Source organism: Pseudomonas sp. F2 (assembly GCF_057174385.1).
Map to the genome: position 1 here is coordinate 3,925,958 of NZ_CM169904.1, position 18,598 is coordinate 3,944,555.

Sequence of the window (18,598 nt, forward strand, 5' to 3'; positions counted from 1 at the left end):
GGCAAGCCAGCTCCCACAGGTTCTGCGCTGATTTGAGAATAGTGCAAGACTTTGTGGGAGCTGGCTTGCCAGCGATAGCGTCCTCCCAGACACCAACTCACTCCCCCCCTGCCATCTGCGCTACCATGCTGGGCCGGACGCGGCAGCCTGCTGCGCGCAGGAGTCAGCATGGCCCACCCGTTTGAAACCCTTACACCCGATCTCGTGCTCGATGCCGTCGAAAGCATCGGTTTCCTCAGCGATGCGCGCATTCTCGCGCTCAACAGCTATGAGAACCGCGTCTATCAGGTCGGCATCGAAGACTCCGAACCGCTGATCGCCAAGTTCTATCGCCCGCAGCGCTGGACCAATGACGCCATCCTCGAAGAACACCAGTTCACCTTCGAACTGGCCGACGTCGAAATCCCGGTGGTGGCGCCGCTGATCCACAACGGTGAAACCCTGCACGAGCATGCCGGTTTCCGTTTCACCCTGTTTCCCCGTCGCGGCGGCCGTGCGCCGGAGCCGGGCAATCTCGATCAGTTGTATCGCCTCGGCCAGTTGCTCGGGCGCATTCATGCGGTCGGCGCCACCAAGCCGTTCGAACACCGTGAAGCCCTCGCCGTGCAGAACTTCGGCCACGCCTCGCTGGCAACATTGCTTGAAGGCAACTTCATCCCCAAGAGCCTCCTGCCAGCCTACGAGTCCGTGGCCCGCGACTTGCTCAAGCGTGTCGAAGACGTCTACGCCGCCACGCCGCACCAGAACATCCGCATGCACGGCGACTGCCACCCCGGCAACATGATGTGCCGCGATGAAATGTTCCACATCGTCGACCTCGACGACTGCCGCATGGGCCCGGCCGTGCAGGACATCTGGATGATGCTGGCGGGCGATCGTCAGGAATGCCTCGGCCAGCTCTCGGAACTGATGGATGGCTACAACGAATTCCACGACTTCGATCCGCGCGAACTGGCGCTGATCGAACCGCTGCGCGCCCTGCGGCTGATGCACTACAGCGCGTGGCTGGCGCGGCGCTGGGACGACCCGGCGTTTCCGCACAGCTTTCCTTGGTTCGGCACCGAACGGTATTGGGGCGATCAGGTGTTGGCGCTGCGGGAGCAACTGTCGGCGCTCAACGAAGAACCTTTGAAATTGTTCTGAATTCAAGATCAAAAGATCGCAGCCTTCGGCAGCTCCTACATGGATCGCATTCCCCTGCAGGAGCTGCCGAAGGCTGCGATCTTTTCGCTTTCTGACACGACACATCTATACAACCTCCTTACAATCCCTCCTTTGTTAGCTGCCTAAGCAAGGATTCTGCATGCAAGCCGCCAACCCGCGTCGCGGGTACATTCTGGGCCTGAGTGCCTACATCATCTGGGGCCTGTTCCCGATCTACTTCAAAGCCATCGCCGAAGTACCCGCTGTCGAGATCATCATTCACCGGGTGCTGTGGTCGGCGCTGTTCGGCGCCCTGTTGCTGATGGTGTGGAAGCATCCGGGCTGGTTGCGCGAATTGCTCGACAACCCCAAACGCCTGGCGATTCTGGCCCTGAGCGGTACCTTGATCGCGGCCAACTGGCTGACCTACGTGTGGTCGGTGAACAACGGACGCATGCTCGAAGCGAGTCTCGGTTACTACATCAACCCGCTGATCAACGTGCTGTTGGGGATGCTGATTCTCGGCGAACGCCTGCGGCGCATGCAGTGGATCGCCGTGGGGCTGGCGGCCATCGGCGTGGCGCAGCAAGTGTGGCAGGTCGGCAGTCTGCCGTGGGTGTCGCTGGTGCTGGCGCTGACCTTTGGCTTTTACGGTTTGATCCGCAAACAGGCGCCGGTCAAAGCCTTGCCGGGGCTGGTAGTGGAAACCTGGATGCTGGTGCCGATCGCCATTGCCTGGCTGTTGTTCAACCAGACCGCGACTAGCGCGCAACCGGAGTTCTGGACCACCTCGCAAGCCTGGTGGCTGGTAGCCGCCGGCCCGGTGACGCTGGTGCCGCTGGTGTGCTTCAACGCTGCCACGCGCCACTTGCCTTACACCACCATCGGCTTCCTGCAATACCTGGCACCAACCCTGGTGCTGCTGCAGGCAGTGCTGCTGTTCGGCGAACATTTGTCGTCGAGCACGCTGATCGCGTTCATCTTTATCTGGGCCGGTCTGGCCGTTTATAGCGTCGATGCGGTGATCAGTTTGCGCCGGCGCAGCTGATCAAAAAACGCACAAACCTTCGCAGACCACGATTCTCGTGGTCTGCAACGTTCCTTCCCAAGGTTATCCACAGCGTGATCCCCGCCGTTTGTGCGCAAGTCACTGAATGCTGGCGGGTTTTTGATCAGTTCCCGGCAAGCCACAGCCGGCGTGGCATTGCGCCCGGTCTCTACAGGTTATCCACAGGCAGGTGCACGTTAAAACTGGATAACCCCAGCGGCGCTTAAACGTCAGTGCGTAACACCAGTTCGACCATCAGATCATCGGCCAGGGTTTCCAGGCGCGATTGCAGTACGTCCAGCGACAGGGTCAGCGGCACCGCGAGAATTGCTTCAGCGTGGAATAACGGCTCGCTGCTCATCGGTGCCGGGCGCACTTCGGTCACCAGCCGTTCGAGGTTCACCCCCTGCTCGCTGAGCAAACGGGTGATGTCGCGCACGATGCCCGGACGGTCGTTGCCCACCAGCTCCATGGCGATCGGTTTCCAGGTACAAGACTGCTCGATGCCGCTCTCGGCAATCAGCACGCGAATGCCCTGTGCCGACAGTGCTTGTAGGGAATCGACTAATTCGTCGTAAGCCTCCGCCGGCACGCCCACCCGCAGAATCCCGGCGAACTGCCCGGCCATCCGTGACATGCGGCTTTCCAGCCAGTTACCGCCATGCTCGGCGATGCATTGGGCGATGCGCTCGACCTGCCCGGGCTTGTCCGGAGCAAACACAGTGAGTACGAGATGGTCCATGGCGCAGCCCCTCTTTTCATGACTTTTGTTATAGAAAGGCAAGTATAGGCAAGGGTTTGATTCAGCCCAGGCAGCAGACCTGTGTCCTGGTTTTGGATGCGACCTGTGGCGAGGGGATTTATCCCCGATCGGTTGCGCAGCAGCCGTAAACCCCTGTCAGCTCGGTCTACCTGTCAGCGCGCAGGGGGCGGCTTCGCCACCCATCGGGGATAAATCCCCTCACTACAGAAGTGTGCACCGCAGGGGGATGCCATAGCAGGCAGAAAGCATTTATGTGTACAACTTTTTATATTTAACTGGAACAATCCGCTGGTTTTTTGAGAACATCCCGTTCCGCGACGTGACCGCAATGCGTCATGAGGTCGCAGAACGACGTAATTAGTCTGATTTTCACAAGCGCAACTCATCATGTAGTATGCCGCAGCGCGCACTACATAACGCTGGATCGATGTCTGCCCAAGGCACGTTCGCAATCCTGAAAGCCCCGTCAGCAAGGCCCCCAAGCCGTTGATTGGTCCCAGCCCAGCCGCCAGCAATGGCATGTACTGGTCGGAAGGTTTGTGGTTTAAATGGCCAGAGGCTTCATTGTTAAATTGAAGAGCTGAAAAGCGAAATAGCTGAGCAGAGTGAGGCAAGCAATGACTGAACACGTTCAAGTCGGTGGCCTGCAGGTCGCCAAAGTCCTGTTCGACTTCGTGAACAACGAAGCCATTCCCGGTACCGGCCTCACCGCCGAAAAATTCTGGGAAGGTGCCGACAAGGTCATTCATGACCTGGCGCCGAAGAACAAAGCCCTACTCGCCAAACGCGATGACTTCCAGGCTCGTCTTGATGCCTGGCATCAGGAACACGCCGGCCAGGCGCACGACGCCGTGGCCTACAAAGCCTTCCTGCAAGAAATCGGTTATCTGCTGCCAGAAGCGGCTGATTTCCAGGCAACGACGCAAAACGTCGATGATGAAATCGCCCGCACCGCCGGCCCGCAACTCGTGGTGCCGGTGATGAACGCCCGCTTCGCCCTCAATGCCTCGAACGCCCGCTGGGGTTCGCTGTACGACGCCCTGTATGGCACCGACGCGATCAGCGAAGACGGTGGCGCGGAAAAGGGCAAAGGCTACAACAAGGTGCGTGGCGACAAAGTCATCGCCTTCGCCCGTGCGTTCCTCGACGAAGCGGCGCCACTGGCTGCCGGCTCCCACGTCGACTCCACCGGTTACAAGATCGCTGACGGCAAACTGCTGGTCTCCCTCAAGGGCGGCAGCAACACCGGCCTGCGTGACGATGCTCAGCTGATCGGTTTCCAGGGCGATGCCAATGCCCCGATCGCGATCCTGCTGAAAAACCACGGTCTGCATTTCGAAATCCAGATCGACGCCAGCACCCCGGTCGGCCAGACCGACGCCGCCGGCGTCAAAGACATTCTGATGGAAGCGGCACTGACCACCATCATGGACTGTGAAGACTCTGTGGCTGCCGTCGATGCCGACGACAAAGTGGTGATCTACCGCAACTGGCTCGGCCTGATGAAGGGCGACCTGTCCGAAGAAGTCGCCAAGGGCGGCCAGACCTTCACCCGCACCATGAACCCGGATCGCACCTACACCAAGGTCGATGGCAGTGAACTGACCCTGCACGGGCGCTCGCTGTTGTTCGTGCGTAACGTCGGTCACCTGATGACCATCGACGCGATCCTCGACAAGCACGGCAACGAAGTGCCGGAAGGCATTCTCGACGGTCTGGTGACGTGTCTGGCAGCGATGCACAACCTCAACGGCAACACCTCGCGCAAGAACACTCGCACCGGCTCGGTCTACATCGTTAAACCGAAGATGCACGGCCCGGAAGAAGCGGCGTTCACCAACGAGCTGTTCGGTCGCATCGAAGACGTGCTGGGCCTTGCCCGCAACACCCTGAAAGTCGGGATCATGGACGAGGAGCGCCGTACCACGGTCAACCTCAAGGCCTGCATCAAGGCTGCCAGCGAGCGCGTGGTGTTCATCAACACCGGCTTCCTCGACCGCACCGGTGACGAAATCCACACCTCGATGGAAGCCGGCCCGATGGTGCGCAAGGCCGACATGAAGGCCGAGAAGTGGATCGGCGCCTACGAGAACTGGAACGTCGATATCGGTCTGAGCACCGGCCTGCAAGGTCGCGCGCAAATCGGGAAAGGCATGTGGGCGATGCCCGACCTGATGGCGGCAATGCTCGAACAGAAAATCGCTCACCCGCTGGCCGGCGCCAACACGGCCTGGGTACCGTCGCCGACCGCCGCTGCACTGCACGCGCTGCATTATCACAAGGTTGACGTGTTCGCTCGTCAGGCCGAACTGGCCAAACGTGCCCGCGCTTCGGTGGACGACATCCTGACCATTCCGCTGGCGGTCAACCCGAGCTGGACGCCGGAACAGATCAAGAACGAACTGGACAACAACGCCCAGGGTATTCTCGGTTACGTGGTGCGCTGGATCGACCAGGGCGTGGGTTGCTCGAAAGTGCCGGACATCAACGACGTGGGCCTGATGGAAGACCGTGCGACGCTGCGCATCTCCAGCCAGCACATCGCCAACTGGCTGCGCCACGGTATCGTCACCGAGGCGCAAGTGATGGAAAGCCTCAAGCGCATGGCGCCGGTGGTTGACCGGCAGAACGCCAACGACCCGCTGTACCGTCCGCTGGCACCGGACTTCGACAGCAATATCGCCTTCCAGGCGGCGGTCGAACTGGTGATCGAAGGCACCAAACAGCCGAACGGCTACACCGAGCCGGTGCTGCACCGTCGTCGTCGCGAGTTCAAGAAGGCCAATGGCCTGTAACTTGCGCTGATGTGAAAAAGCCCTGGTCGAGAGATCAGGGCTTTTTCTTTGGAAAGCAGAATCAAAAGATCGCAGCCTTCGGCAGCTCCTACATGAGATCACCTGTAGGAGCTGCCGAAGGCTGCGATCTTTTGATCTGCAAAAAAGTCAGGGCTCGATGCCCAATTCGTGTTTGACCAGGCCCAGCAACTGGGCCGTATCAAACGGCTTGAGCAGAAAATCCACCACGCTCAGGTGCATCGCGGCAATGGCGTCTTTCACATCGGCATCGCCGGAAACAATGATGATCGGCAACGCCGCCCGCTCCGACTCACGCACCTGCCGAATCAAATCCAGCCCACCAACATTGCCCATGCGCAAATCAGTGATCACCAGCCCGATCGAAGGTTTTTCGTCGAGCATCTTCAGCGCGGTTTCGCCACTGGCCGCGGTCATGCAACGAATGCCTTCCAACGCGAGAATCTCCGACAACAGCTCCCGGGCGTCCTTGTCGTCATCGACGATCAGTACACGTTGCGGCGGCAAGTCGGGTTCGAGCATGACAGCGCTGAGCGCTTCACGCTCGGCGTCGCTCAAAATATCGTGGTCGGACATGGCACTCTCTACGTTTTCAATTCAGTCACCTGGCACAGTCGTCAGACATCGCTAAGCACAGCTTCAATGTGCACTTCGTCGGATTTTTTTCCAAGAGGCTGACGCGAGAATTTCCGACTGTTTTTGTAGGGTTCTTCCCAAATGTGCCGAACGGCAACCCCAACCTAGACTTACGTCCAATGGGCACCCTGCACGCAGGGGCCGACCATGGCTGCATCGATCCGACAACAACAATTCAAAAAAGACTGCGGTAATGGTTATGAGTAAAGCGGACGCCTTCACCCAGGCAGGGAAAACCGCGGTGTTGCAGAACATTCAGGGCACCCTGCAATTCCTCCAGCGCTTCCCGCCTTTCAATCAGATGGAACACGCCCACCTGGCTTTTCTGGTGGAGCAATGTCAACTGCGCTTCTATGGCCAGGGCGAAAGCATCATCAAACCTGCCGACGGGCCGGTCGAATATTTCTACATCGTCAAACAGGGCCGCGTGATCGGCGAGCGTCAGCACATCACCCGGCCCGGTACCGAAACCACTTTCGAGATCACCACCGGAGAATGCTTCCCGTTGGCCGCACTGATTGGCGAACGGGCAACCCGTACCGAACACCTGGCCGGCGAAGACACCTTCTGCCTGCAGCTGAACAAACCGGCGTTCATCAAACTGTTTGCCCTGTCCGGCAGCTTCCGCGATTTCGCCCTGCGCGGGGTCAGCAGCCTGCTCGATCAGGTCAACCAGCAAGTCCAGCAGAAAGCCGTGGAAACCCTCGGAACCCAGTATTCGCTCAACACCCGCCTCGGCGAATTGGCGATGCGCCATCCGGTGACCTGCAGCCCCGACACGCCACTGCGCGAAGCAGTGAAGCTGATGCACGAGCAACAAGTCGGCAGCATCGTTGCGGTGGATAAACACAAGGCGCCGCTGGGGATCTTCACCCTGCGCGATCTGCGCGAGGTGGTCGCCAATGGCAGCGGTGATTTCAGCGAAGCCATCGAGCGCCACATGACCTGCTCGCCGTTCTTTCTGTCGCCGGATCACAGCGCCTTCGACGCGGCGATCGCCATGACCGAACGGCACATCGCCCACGTCTGTCTGGTCAAGGATCAGCGCTTGTGTGGCGTGGTCTCCGAGCGCGATCTGTTCTCGCTGCAACGGGTCGATCTGGTGCATCTGGCCCGGACCATCCGCAGCGCCCAGCGCATCGAGCAACTGGTGAGCCTGCGCGGCGAGATCGGCCAACTGGTCGAACGCATGCTGGCTCACGGTGCGTCTTCGACGCAGATCACTCACATCATCACCCTGCTCAACGACCACACCGTGTGCCGGGTGATCGAACTGACCCTCGCCGAAAAAGGCGACCCCGGCGTGCCGTTCAGTTGGTTGTGCTTCGGCAGCGAGGGCCGGCGCGAACAGACGCTGCACACCGATCAGGACAACGGCATTCTCTTCGAAGCGAGGGACGCGGCGCAGGCGGCGGAGATTCGCGGCAAGCTGCTGCCGATCGCCCAGCAGATCAACCAGAGCCTGGCGCAGTGCGGCTTCAGCCTGTGCAAGGGCAACATCATGGCCGGCAACCCCGAGCTGTGCCTGTCCCGGGCAGAATGGGCGCGACGCTTTGCAGCGTTCATTCGCGAGGCGACGCCGGAGAACCTGCTCGGTTCGAGCATCTATTTCGACCTGCGGGTGGTCTGGGGCGACGAAAAAGGCTGCGCGCAACTGCGCCGCGGGATTCTCGAGCAAGTCGGCGACAACCGTCTGTTCCAGCGCATGATGGCCGAGAACGCGCTACGCAATCGCCCGCCCGTGGGGCGTTTCCGCGAGTTTGTGCTGGCGCGCAAAAACGGCGAGAAAGCCACCCTCGATCTCAAGGTCCAGGGCCTGACGCCCTTCGTCGATGGCGCGCGCCTGTTGGCGCTGGCCCATGGCATCGAAACCAACAACACCCTCGAACGCTTGCGTCAGCTGGTCGAAAAACAAGTCATCGAACGGCTCGACGGCGCGGCGTATGAAGAGGCCTACCACTTCATCCAACAGACGCGCATGCAGCAGCATCAGATCCAGACCCGTGAAAATCTGCCCTGGTCCAACCGCGTCGACCCGGACAGCCTCAATCATCTGGACCGGCGCATCCTGCGTGAATCGCTGCGCCAGGCGCAGCGCCTGCAAAGCAGCCTGGCCTTGCGGTATCAGCTATGAGCCTGTTTTCGTGGCTGCGGCCGGCCAGCCCACTGCTGTCGGCAGACCTGCAACAGCGCCTGGCAAAACTGCCGACCATTGGCGAACTGAAAGAATGCAGCCTGCGCGAGCAGCGCTGGGTGGTGCTCGATCTGGAAACCACCGGGCTGAACCTGAACAAGGATCGCGTGTTGTCGATCGGTGCAGTGGTCATCGAGGACGGCGCAATCGACTTCAGCCAGCAGTTCGAACGCACCCTGCAATGCCGGGAGCTGAAGCTCAGCCCCAGTGTGTTGATTCATGGCCTGGGGCCGAACGCGATTGCCGCCGGCAGCGACCCGGCCGAAGCGCTGCTGGAGCTCATGGAGTTTATCGGCGACAGCCCGGTGCTGGCGTTTCATGCGCCCTTCGATCAGCACATGCTCGGACGCGCCCTGAAGGAGCACTTGGGCTACAAGCTGCAGAACGTGTTTCTGGATGTCGCGGACATGGCGCCGTTGTTGTGCCCGCAGGCGAGTATTCGCGAGGCCGGGCTGGATGAATGGATCGACTGGTTCAAACTTGAGGTGTTCGAGCGGCACAACGCGAGTGCCGATGCGCTGGCCACGGCGGAGCTGGCGTTGATCCTGTTCAGCCGGGCGCGGCAGCAGCAGATTCATAGTCCGTTGAATTTGCAGCAGCGTTTGAGTCAGTGGAAACGCCGTCAGCAGGCGCCCTCCTTCTAGATTTTCGGCCGAACCACATCCCCTGTAGGAGCTGCCGCAGGCTGCGATCTTTTGATCTTGCTTTTAAAAACAAGATCAAAAGATCGCAGCCTGCGGCAGCTCCTACAGGGCTTACCATTAACCTCATCTGACCAGTGGCCAATTGCTAACCATTCCCACCTCTGCGAGAATCGCGAACAATTCTCGTTGGTTAACATTTCCCAATCGGTGCGTCTGGTGTCGTCAGTCCCAAGCCCTCACAGTGAACTCGTCGGTGCGTTGTATCGCGACCATCGCGGTTGGCTACTGAGCTGGCTGCGGCGCAATGTGGCGTGCCCGCAACGGGCCGAAGACCTGAGCCAGGACACCTTCGTGCGCCTGCTCGGTCGCGATCAACTGCTGACCCCGCGCGAACCCCGGGCGTTTCTGGTGGCGATCGCCAAGGGCCTGTTGTTCGACTACTTCCGTCGCACTGCGCTGGAACAGGCCTATCTCGCCGAATTGATGCTGATCCCCGAAGGCGAACAACCTTCGGTGGAGGAACAGCAGTTGATCCTGGAAGACCTCAAGGCCATCGACCGACTGCTCGGCAAACTCTCGACCAAGGCCCGCGCCGCTTTCCTGTATAACCGCCTCGACGGCCTCGGCCACGCCGAAATCGCCGCGAAGCTCGGCGTCTCGGTGCCCCGCGTGCGGCAATACCTCGCGCAAGGCATTCGCCAGTGCTACATCGCCCTCTACGGTGAGCCGACATGAATCCGGCCAGCTCCAAACCGGTCTCGGCCCAGGTGCTGGACGCGGCGATTGCCTGGCAATTGTCGCTGGATTCCGGCAGTCCGCTGGAGCGCGAGGAGTTCGCCAAATGGCATGCGGCCCATGAAGAACACGCCCGCGCCTGGCGCCAACTGGGCATGCTCGATCAGCGCTTCAACGTCGCCAACGGCCCGGCTCGCGCTGCGTTACTGCAATCGCGCGAAGGCATTCGGCGGCGCGTGCGCATGCTCGGCAGCGGATTGGCCAGCGTGGTGGCGGTGATCGGTCTGGCGCTGTTTGCCGGTGATCGGTATTTGCCGCTGGATTACTGGCTTGCCGATCAACGCACCGCCACCGGCGAACAGCGCACGGTACGCCTGGCCGATGGCACCGTGCTCAATCTCAACACCCACAGCGCGGTGGATGTGCGCTTCGATGCCAGGCAGCGGCTGATCGTATTGCAGGAAGGCGAGATCTTGGTCGAGACCGGTCACGGTGATGCGCGGCCGTTCATCGTCGAAACCCGCGAAGGCAGCATGCGCGCATTGGGGACACGGTTTCTGGTCAAGCGTGAAGACCAAGGCACGCGTCTGAGCGTCCTGCAATCGGCGGTGGCGGCGCATCCGCAAAGCCATCCTGAAGAACAGATCCTGCGCGAAGGCCAGCAAGTACTGATCCGCAATAACGGCCTCGACGCGGTCGCTGCGCTTACGCCCGGCGCCGATGCCTGGACCCGCGGCATGCTGGTGGTGGACAACGCTCGATTGGAAGATCTGGTGCGTGAGCTTGGACGCTACCGGCGCGGGCATCTGGACGTGGCGCCGGAAGTCGCTGACCTGCGCATCACCGGCAGTTTCCCGCTGCACGACACCGACAAGGCCTTGAGCGCCCTGCTGCCGACGCTGCCGGTGCAGATCGAGCAGCACACGCCGTATTGGGTCACGGTGGCCAAAGCAGATACAAAGCCCTGATTTATCTGGTGCCCGAGCGGCCGCCATCGCTGGCAAGCCAGCTCCCACAGAGATCGATGGTGAATATCAATTCTGTGAGCTGCGCTGAACCTGTGGGAGCTGGCTTGCCAGCGATGGGGCCGCCCGCAACTGCACAAAACCAATGTTGCCACGCGAATCGGCTGCCCCACTCCCAGTTAATCGACATTATTTTCATCCAGCCCTATCACTTTTCAATTCTCGTCCGGCACACAGGCAATTGAGAAATATTTCCATTCAGGAGCCTTCGCATGTCCCGTTCGCTAGACACCTTGTTGCGCCCCAGTCTGCTGGCCATCGCCATTGCCTTCAGCGCGCCGCTGCTCAGCAGCCCGTTGCTCGCTGCTGAACAGGCCTCCAGCGTGCGTGCCTACAACCTGCCAGCGGCGCCGCTGTCGACCACGCTGAACCAGATCGCCAGCCAGGGTGGCCTTGCGCTGTCGCTCAATCCATCGCTGGCGGCGGGCAAGACCTCGGCGCCGGTCAACGGGCAATACGACGCCGCCGGCGCTCTGCGCGCGGCGCTGCAAGGCACCGGTCTGCAACTGGAACAAAGCAGCACTGGCACCTACAGCCTGGTTGCCGTGCCTGAAGGGACACTGGCGCTGCCGGAAACCGCCGTGATCGGCGTGGAAAACCTGGAAACGGCCTGGGGCCCGGTCGAGGGCTACACCGCCACCCGCACCGCCGCCGGTACCAAGACCGACACCGCGCTGGTCGAGGCACCGCGCTCGATCTCGGTCGCCACCCGTCAGCAAATGGACGACCGCAGCGTGCACAGCCTCGATGACGCCGTGCGTTATATGCCGGGCATCACCGCCAGCAGCTACGGCAGCGACACCCGCGCCGACTGGCTGCGCGTGCGTGGCTTCGAGCCGACGCAGTTCCTCGATGGGCTGCCACTGCCAAAAGGCGTGTACGCCAACCCGAAACAGGAAACCTGGAACCTCGATCGCCTCGCCCTGTTGCGCGGCCCGGCCTCCTCCGTCTACGGCCAGACCCCACCGGGCGGCCTGCTGGACATGGTCAGCCGGCGCCCGAGCAGCGACGCCAGCAGCGAAATCCAGCTGCAGTACGGCAGCGACAACCACCGCCAGATCAACTTCGCCAGCACCGGCAAGATCGACGACGCCGGCCAGTTTCTCTACGGCATCAGTGGGGTGGTGCGCGACAGCGACACGCAGATCGATCACATCGAAAACAAGCGCTACAACATCGCGCCGAGCCTGACCTGGAACATTGACGACGACACCAGGTTCACCCTGCTGAGCCAGTTCACCCGCGACGATACCGGCATTACCAGCCAGTTCCTGCCGGTGCAGGGCACCAAGATCGACATGCCGTTCGGTAGCGTCTCGCACCACAAAAACCTCGGCGACCCGGATTGGGAATATTACGACCGCACTTACTACGCGCTCGGCTATGCGTTTGAACACCGGCTGAACGATGTCTGGCAGTTCAAGCAGAACCTGCGCTACACCAAGTCGGATCTGTCGTTCCAGGCCCTGACTGTCGGTTCTTATCCGTACACCCTGGTGGACGATCAAGGCAACGTCGGGCGCACCAGCACCAGCGTTGACGAAGACATCAGCCAGTTCGCGGTGGACAACAACTTCCAGGCCGACTTCGCCACCGGTGACATTCGCCACACCGTGCTGTTGGGGCTGGATCACCAGCGCAGCAACACCAACTACCTGTCGATCTACGGTGACGGTCAGAAAACCAACGTGCTGAAGCCGATCTACGGCCAGCCGATCGTTCGTCCGGATCGCTCGACGGCGTATTACGACTACGACCAGAAGACCTACCAGACCGGCCTCTACGTGCAGGACCAGATGGCCCTCGACCAATGGCGCCTGACGCTGGGCGGTCGTGAAGACTGGATCCACACCGGCACCAAATTCTTCAACAAGGCCGACGCGACCAACACCCAGCGCGACAAGAACTTCAGTGGTAACGCAGCGCTCAGCTACGTGTTCGACTCGGGCTTCGTCCCGTACATTTCCTACGCCGAATCCTTCCAGCCCACCACCGGCGCCGACGCCTCCTCCACCGGTTCGCTGAAGCCGACCGAAGGCAAGCAGTGGGAAATGGGCGTCAAGTACCAGCCACCGGGCAGCAAGACCCTGCTGACCGCCGCCGTGTATGACCTGACGCAGAAAAACGTCGCAGTCACCACCACCGTCGGCAACACCCCGATCACCAGCCAGACCGGCGAAGTGAAAGTCAAAGGCCTGGAACTGGAGGCGACCTCGGACGTCACCGATAACCTGAAAGTGATCGCCGCCTACACCCTGGCCAAGTCCGAAGTGCAGAAAGGCGACTACAAAGGCAACCGCCTGCAGCTGATGCCGAACCAGCAGGCCTCGCTGTGGACCGATTACACCTGGCACAACGGCGTGCTCGACGGCTTCGGTATCGGCGGTGGCGTGCGTTATACCGGCAACACCTACGGCGATCAGGGCAACACTTGGCTGGGCAAGGCCGATGCTTACACCGTGTTCGATGCCTCCGTGCATTACGATCTCGGTCGCCTGGACAACAGCCTCAAAGGTGCATCGGTGGCGGTCAATGCCACCAACCTGTTCGACAAGGACTACATCTCCACCTGCGACGGCTTCTATTGCTACTACGGCGACCAGCGCAGCGTCGTCGCCAGCGCCACCTACAAGTGGTAAGCGCGTGAGCTGAAACAGGTCCTGTCACCAGGCCGTCCCCCGTGGACGGCTTCGGTGTTTTTGAAGGTCATGAAATGAAAAGTAAAACAATTCGCCGCTGGTCGTTCATCCACACCTGGACCAGCCTGATCTGCACCGTGTTTTTGCTGCTGTTGGCACTGACCGGTCTGCCGCTGATCTTCCATCACGAGATCGAACACCTGCTCGGCGATGCCCCGCAAGTGCGCGAAATGCCCGCCGACACCCCGCGCCTGAACCTGGCGCAACTGGTCGAGGCGGCAGAACAACATCGTCCCGGCGAAGTGGTGCAGTACTTCGGTTTCGAGGACGACGAGCCCAACGCCGTGCTGACCATCATGGCGAAAACCGCCGGTACCGAGCCGAATTCTTCGCACACGTTCATGCTCGATGCGCGCACCGGTGAAGCACTGGAAACCCCGTCGGCCAACGGAGGCCTGATGTTGTTCATCCTGCGCCTGCATGTGGACATGTTCGCCGGCCTGCCGGGCAAGTTGCTGCTGGCGTTCATGGGTTTGCTGTTCGTGGTCGCGATCATTTCGGGAACTGTGTTGTACCTGCCGTTCATGCGCCGGTTGCAGTTCGGCACCGTGCGCCAGGACAAGTCCTCCCGGCTGCGCTGGCTCGACCTGCACAACCTGATCGGCGTGGTTACGCTGACCTGGGCGCTGGTGGTCGGTGTCACCGGAGTGATCAGCGCCTGTGCTGATCTGATCATCGCCGCGTGGCGCAATGACTCGCTGACTGCCATGGTTGCGCCCTACCGCGATGCCCCACCGCTGACCCGACTGGCCCCGGCCACCCGCCTGCTCGACATCGCCCGGGACGTGGCGCCGGGGATGAACCCCGACTTCATTGCCTTCCCCGGTACGCGATTCTCCAGCGAGCATCATTACGCGGTGTTCATGAAGGGCGGCACGCACCTGACCTCGCACCTGCTGACGCCGGTGCTGATCGACGCCGGCACCCTGCAGGTCACCGCCGTGGCCGAGCGCCCGTGGTACATGGACGCCATGGGCCTGTCGCAGCCATTGCACTTCGGTGACTACGGCGGCATGCCGATGAAAATCCTCTGGGCGACCCTCGACGTGCTGACCATCATCGTCCTTGGCAGCGGCGTGTATCTGTGGGTGGTGCGGCGTAAAGCGGCGAAACCGGTGACGGTGGAGGCTGCCGCATGAAGCCGCGTCAGAGCAATTTCTGGAAGGTCTTCAGCACGCCGCTGGTGATTGCGCTGCTGAGTGCGGCGGGGTTGTTTGCGGCGTTGTTGGGGGATGGGATCTGGGATGCGTTGAGCTGGGTCGGGCTGGGTGTACCGGCGTTTCTGGCCATTAGAGGTTTGTTGCAGCGCAGGTAGTTTTTGTGTTGTCGGTGATGGCCTCATCGCTGGCAAGCCAGCTCCCACGGGGGTTAATGCTGAATCTGAAATTTGTGTTCGCTGCAAAAACTGTGGGAGCTGGCTTGCCAGCGATGGCGATCTCACGAACACCATCAATTCCTCGCCAGCCACAGTGGTTGTAGCTAGGCTAACCTGCTGTTCTTCGATGACCACCGAGGTTTGCCCATGTCCGCCCCCAGCATGACCCTGTTCCACAACACGCTCTCCCCGTTCGTGCGCAAAGTGATGGTGCTGCTGCATGAGACCGGCCAGCAGGATCGCGTCGCCCTGCAAGACTGCGTGCTCAGCCCGGTCAGCCCGGATGCTGCGCTCAACGCCGACAATCCGCTGGGCAAGATCCCGGCCCTGCGTCTGGCCGACGGCAGCGTGATCCATGACAGCCGCGTAATCCTCGAATACCTCGACCAGCAGCATGTCGGCAACCCGCTGATCCCCCGCGACGGCGCGGCCCGGTGGCGGCGTCTGACCCTGGCCTCGCTGGCCGACGGAATCATGGATGCCTCGGTGATGGTGCGTTACGAACTGGTATTGCGCGCCCCGGAAAAGCACTGGGACGAATGGCTCGAGGCCCAGCGCGAGAAGATCCGCCGCGCCCTGGCCTATCTGGAAGCTGACGCCATCGCCGAGCTGACCAGCCATTTCGACGTGGCCGCCATCAGCGTCGCCTGTGCGTTGGGTTACCTTGATCTGCGTCATCCGGATCTGGACTGGCGCAGCGCCAATCGGCAATTGGCCAACTGGTTCTTTGAAGTGAGTCAGCGACCGTCCATGGTCGCCACCCTGCCCAAGCCTTAAATCGGCGGAACCTGTTCTGGCCTCATCGCTGGCAAGCCAGCTCCCACAATGTATTTGGGTATGACAGAACCCTCTGTTTCAGCACAAATCCTGTGGGAGCTGGCTTGCCAGCGATGGCACCACCTGGGTTGCGGCGGCAGTGCTGCAACAATCAGCGTCACCAAAACCTCCACCTCTCGCTGATCTTCACGCAATCCCAACCCGCTCATTGCATCGCCCCCACATCAAACGCCAGCGGCTTGGCCGGTTTCTGCCCGATCCCGTACCAGTCGAGTTTGCGTGTCAGCACCATGAACACCCCGAGCAGGCCGAACAGCAACAGCGAACCCATCAGCAACGCATAGTCCTCGGCGCTCAGCAGCCCATACAGCAGGCCATACAACGCTGCCAATCCCGCGGAAAAACTCAGGCCGTGGCGCACGTTGTGCAGCACGTGACAGACATAAAATCCGATCAACAACACACAGCCACTGGCCGACAGCAGATAGGCCAAAGCAAAGTCGATGTGCTCCGACAGCGACAGCAACAACAGGTAGAAGAACGCCAGCGCCACCCCGACCAATGCGTATTGCACCGGGTGCACCGCAAGACTCTTGAGCACTTCGAACAAGAAGAAACCGGCGAAGGTCAGGACGATAAACAACAGCGCATATTTGATCGCCCGGTCACTCTTCAAGTACTGATCCACCGGGTCGATGAAGCTCACGCCAAAACTGCGCCCGTTGAACGCCTCGCAATCATTGCCCATCACACAGCGGTTCATCGCTTCTTGCAGGTTGGTGGAGAAAAACGAAGTCTGCCAATCGGCGCTGAAACCTTGATCATTGATTTCGCGTTTGGCGGGCAGGAAGTTGCCGATGAAGCTGGGGTGCGGCCAGTTCGCCGCCAGGCTGACGTGGCTGGCCTTGCCTACTGGCAGCACTTGCAACGAACCGGTGCCTTGCAGGCGCAGGTCGAAACCGAAGGTCAGCTCCGTGGCGTTGCGGGTGTCCAGTGTCGGCAACGTGACCCGCACACCTTCGCCGAGCCAGCCCACCTGGGTGCCAGGTACAAAGTCCAGACGCTGGCCGTCGAGTTCCAGTTTCAGCGCGTTTTCAATACCGCGAATATCACTGATGCCCACCGCCAGAAACGGCGCGTCGAACTGGTAATCGGCAAAGTCTTCTTTGATGCCTAACTGCGCCGGCAACGAGAAATGCCCGTTGATGCGATTGTCAGCATGGAACAATCGCGCTTGGTAAATGCCCCGGGCGCGCAGCTCGGTCTGCACCTGTCCGTCGAGCTCGAAGCGTTCCGGCAGAAAGTACAAACGACCGCGTTCCTCACCGAGTTCTTCATAGCGCTGACTGGTTTTCTCGTTGGTCTTCCAGGTACGCACCACTTTGCGATACGGCACCACCATCACGGGCCCGCTCAGTTGCTGGCTGTAGCTGGAACTGCGGGCGATGTCTTCGAGCACACCATCGCGCAGTTGCTGGCGATCATCGATGATGCCGTCGATCATCAACAGCGGGATCAGCAACAGCAGGATCAACAGGGCGACAGCCCCGAGTTTGATAGTCAGATTTCGATTCATAACGACGCTCCCTGGTTGGAATGCGGCCAGTCTGGGAGTGCTTTGTGGTTTTGTTATGGAGGTTGTGTGGGCTTTGCGTGGAAATACCTGTAAAAGGCTTTTTCCTCATCACCCTGGCAATGTTCAAAGAAAGGACCGACACGTTGCGCAACAACTCTTTCGATTTGATTCGGCACATAGCGGCACTCATGGTGCTGATCAGCCATCACTTTGCGCTGTGGGGTCTGCCGGAGCCAGGCATTGCCGGCTTCAACTCGCTGGGCGGTATTGCCGTGATCGCATTCTTTGCGATCTCCGGCCTGCTGATCACTCGCAGCTTCGTCAACGCCACGAACTTCACCGACTATCTGATCAAACGCATTGCCCGCATTTTTCCAGCGCTGATTCTCTGCGCCTTTGCGATGACCTATATCGCCGGAGCTCTGTTTACCGAAGGTTATGTCACAGGCTCAAGTGCGCTGATCGATTTCCTGCGCATCTCGGTTTTCGGTCGAGCCACTATCGAACAGATCACCAATGGATTTATCTTCGACGAGTCCTTCAACGGCAGTCTCTGGACGCTGAAAATCGAATTCGGCTTTTACTTGCTGCTGGCGGCGGTTCTGGGTCTGTACCGAAAAGCCCTGTTGCCATGGATCCTGCTGACTGGGTTCGCCTTGGCAACCTATGTTCTGAGCAATGTCGTCGCCGGCGCCATGGCGCAAAAACTGGCGACCTACTGCGGTGCTGGTATCGCCTTCTTTGCCGGTTCGGTGATTGCCTTTCACAAACAGTACCTCAGCGATCCCCGTGTGCTGGCGATCGCTCTGACGGTGGGGGCCGGATTGATCTACCTCAGCGTCGGCACCCCATTGGCCACAGTGCTGGCGACACTGGGCTGTGCGTTGGTCACCCTGAGTCTGGGCCTGCTCTACGTCGACAAAAGTATCCGGGGCCGATTCGATATTTCTTACGGAATCTACCTGTATGCGTTCCCGGTCCAGCAACTGATCATCAACAAATCCCACCTGAGCTTTCTGCCGTCCATGGTTGTCTCGGCGCTGATCGTGATCGCGCTGGCAATCGCTTCATGGCGTCTGGTGGAGCAGCCAGCGTTGAACTTTGCCCATCGGAAAAAGCTTCAGCACACCGCAGCGGCCTCGTCCCCACCCTGAGCTTGCGCCTGCCCGT

15 protein-coding genes are annotated in these 18,598 nt (G+C 60.5%); 12 read left to right on the forward strand and 3 right to left on the reverse strand.

All coding sequences use genetic code 11. The features are described from left to right. Nucleotides 1–168: 168 nt before the first annotated feature. Together AC193Q_RS17715 and rarD are read left to right on the forward strand one after the other, a co-directional pair. Complete coding sequence (locus AC193Q_RS17715) at nucleotides 169–1,143, forward strand: serine/threonine protein kinase (RefSeq protein ID WP_047297034.1); 975 nt, start codon at nucleotides 169–171, stop codon at nucleotides 1,141–1,143. 160 nt (nucleotides 1,144–1,303) lie between these two features. Continuing rightward, entirely contained in the window at nucleotides 1,304–2,191 is an 888-nt protein-coding gene (gene rarD / locus AC193Q_RS17720) for an EamA family transporter RarD (protein WP_483878645.1), read from the forward strand. Nucleotides 2,192–2,414: 223 nt separating this feature from the next. On the opposite strand, the gene AC193Q_RS17725 is transcribed toward rarD, so the two are convergent. Beyond that, entirely contained in the window at nucleotides 2,415–2,933 is a 519-nt protein-coding gene (locus AC193Q_RS17725; RefSeq protein ID WP_007966538.1) for a glycine cleavage system transcriptional repressor, read from the reverse strand. Between the two features lie 638 nt (nucleotides 2,934–3,571). On the opposite strand from AC193Q_RS17725, the gene AC193Q_RS17730 reads away from it, so the two are divergent. Next, the gene (locus AC193Q_RS17730; RefSeq protein ID WP_483878646.1) at nucleotides 3,572–5,749 is read left to right on the forward strand and encodes a malate synthase G; all 2,178 of its coding nucleotides are present in this window, start codon (nucleotides 3,572–3,574) and stop codon (nucleotides 5,747–5,749) included. 147 nt (nucleotides 5,750–5,896) lie between these two features. On the opposite strand, the gene AC193Q_RS17735 is transcribed toward AC193Q_RS17730, so the two are convergent. After that, on the reverse strand, nucleotides 5,897–6,343 hold the full coding sequence (locus AC193Q_RS17735; protein WP_047297039.1) for a response regulator: 447 nt from the start codon (nucleotides 6,341–6,343) through the stop codon (nucleotides 5,897–5,899). 259 nt (nucleotides 6,344–6,602) lie between these two features. Here AC193Q_RS17735 and AC193Q_RS17740 point away from each other — a divergent pair, with 259 nt between their 5' ends. The 8 genes from AC193Q_RS17740 (at nucleotide 6,603) to AC193Q_RS17775 (ending at nucleotide 15,852) form a co-directional block, all read left to right on the forward strand. Continuing rightward, complete coding sequence (locus AC193Q_RS17740) at nucleotides 6,603–8,537, forward strand: putative nucleotidyltransferase substrate binding domain-containing protein (RefSeq protein WP_302183183.1); 1,935 nt, start codon at nucleotides 6,603–6,605, stop codon at nucleotides 8,535–8,537. After that, nucleotides 8,534–9,241: a 3'-5' exonuclease gene (locus tag AC193Q_RS17745; protein ID WP_047297043.1), complete on the forward strand. Its 708-nt coding sequence runs from the start codon at nucleotides 8,534–8,536 to the stop codon at nucleotides 9,239–9,241. The genes AC193Q_RS17740 and AC193Q_RS17745 overlap by 4 nt, the downstream gene beginning before the upstream one ends. Before the next feature lie 216 nt (nucleotides 9,242–9,457). Next, nucleotides 9,458–9,976 carry an RNA polymerase sigma factor gene (locus AC193Q_RS17750; protein ID WP_121187844.1) on the forward strand — a complete coding sequence of 173 codons (519 nt, stop codon included), beginning with the start codon at nucleotides 9,458–9,460 and terminating at the stop codon, nucleotides 9,974–9,976. Continuing rightward, nucleotides 9,973–10,944, forward strand: a complete 972-nt coding sequence (locus AC193Q_RS17755; protein WP_121187537.1) for a FecR family protein — start codon at nucleotides 9,973–9,975, stop codon at nucleotides 10,942–10,944. The genes AC193Q_RS17750 and AC193Q_RS17755 overlap by 4 nt, the downstream gene beginning before the upstream one ends. A 269-nt stretch (nucleotides 10,945–11,213) precedes the next feature. Continuing rightward, complete coding sequence (locus AC193Q_RS17760; protein ID WP_121187539.1) at nucleotides 11,214–13,640, forward strand: TonB-dependent siderophore receptor; 2,427 nt, start codon at nucleotides 11,214–11,216, stop codon at nucleotides 13,638–13,640. Nucleotides 13,641–13,714: 74 nt separating this feature from the next. Then, nucleotides 13,715–14,839 (forward strand): PepSY-associated TM helix domain-containing protein, encoded by a 1,125-nt coding sequence (locus AC193Q_RS17765; RefSeq protein ID WP_131670552.1) that lies wholly within the window; start codon nucleotides 13,715–13,717, stop codon nucleotides 14,837–14,839. Continuing rightward, a complete protein-coding gene (locus AC193Q_RS17770; RefSeq protein WP_047297051.1) occupies nucleotides 14,836–15,015 on the forward strand; it encodes a hypothetical protein in 180 nt (59 codons plus the stop codon). Before AC193Q_RS17765 ends, AC193Q_RS17770 begins: the two co-directional genes overlap by 4 nt. Before the next feature lie 207 nt (nucleotides 15,016–15,222). Then, the gene (locus AC193Q_RS17775; protein ID WP_483878647.1) at nucleotides 15,223–15,852 is read left to right on the forward strand and encodes a glutathione S-transferase; all 630 of its coding nucleotides are present in this window, start codon (nucleotides 15,223–15,225) and stop codon (nucleotides 15,850–15,852) included. A gap of 205 nt (nucleotides 15,853–16,057) precedes the next feature. Here AC193Q_RS17775 and creD read toward each other — a convergent pair whose 3' ends face one another. Further along, entirely contained in the window at nucleotides 16,058–17,428 is a 1,371-nt protein-coding gene (creD, locus tag AC193Q_RS17780; protein WP_095668151.1) for a cell envelope integrity protein CreD, read from the reverse strand. Between the two features lie 143 nt (nucleotides 17,429–17,571). Here creD and AC193Q_RS17785 point away from each other — a divergent pair, with 143 nt between their 5' ends. Further along, nucleotides 17,572–18,582, forward strand: a complete 1,011-nt coding sequence (locus AC193Q_RS17785; RefSeq protein ID WP_095669275.1) for an acyltransferase family protein — start codon at nucleotides 17,572–17,574, stop codon at nucleotides 18,580–18,582. The last annotated feature ends 16 nt before the right edge of the window (nucleotides 18,583–18,598 follow it).

What these genes read in the sequence shown, in the direction of transcription:
- AC193Q_RS17715 (WP_047297034.1), top strand. Translation starts at nt 169, where the DNA reads ATGGCCCACCCGTTTGAAACCCTTACACCCGATCTCGTGCTCGATGCC.
- rarD (WP_483878645.1), top strand. Translation starts at nt 1,304, where the DNA reads ATGCAAGCCGCCAACCCGCGTCGCGGGTACATTCTGGGCCTGAGTGCC.
- AC193Q_RS17725 (WP_007966538.1), bottom strand. Translation starts at nt 2,933, where the DNA reads ATGGACCATCTCGTACTCACTGTGTTTGCTCCGGACAAGCCCGGGCAG.
- AC193Q_RS17730 (WP_483878646.1), top strand. Translation starts at nt 3,572, where the DNA reads ATGACTGAACACGTTCAAGTCGGTGGCCTGCAGGTCGCCAAAGTCCTG.
- AC193Q_RS17735 (WP_047297039.1), bottom strand. Translation starts at nt 6,343, where the DNA reads ATGTCCGACCACGATATTTTGAGCGACGCCGAGCGTGAAGCGCTCAGC.
- AC193Q_RS17740 (WP_302183183.1), top strand. Translation starts at nt 6,603, where the DNA reads ATGAGTAAAGCGGACGCCTTCACCCAGGCAGGGAAAACCGCGGTGTTG.
- AC193Q_RS17745 (WP_047297043.1), top strand. Translation starts at nt 8,534, where the DNA reads ATGAGCCTGTTTTCGTGGCTGCGGCCGGCCAGCCCACTGCTGTCGGCA.
- AC193Q_RS17755 (WP_121187537.1), top strand. Translation starts at nt 9,973, where the DNA reads ATGAATCCGGCCAGCTCCAAACCGGTCTCGGCCCAGGTGCTGGACGCG.
- AC193Q_RS17760 (WP_121187539.1), top strand. Translation starts at nt 11,214, where the DNA reads ATGTCCCGTTCGCTAGACACCTTGTTGCGCCCCAGTCTGCTGGCCATC.
- AC193Q_RS17765 (WP_131670552.1), top strand. Translation starts at nt 13,715, where the DNA reads ATGAAAAGTAAAACAATTCGCCGCTGGTCGTTCATCCACACCTGGACC.
- AC193Q_RS17770 (WP_047297051.1), top strand. Translation starts at nt 14,836, where the DNA reads ATGAAGCCGCGTCAGAGCAATTTCTGGAAGGTCTTCAGCACGCCGCTG.
- AC193Q_RS17775 (WP_483878647.1), top strand. Translation starts at nt 15,223, where the DNA reads ATGTCCGCCCCCAGCATGACCCTGTTCCACAACACGCTCTCCCCGTTC.
- creD (WP_095668151.1), bottom strand. Translation starts at nt 17,428, where the DNA reads ATGAATCGAAATCTGACTATCAAACTCGGGGCTGTCGCCCTGTTGATC.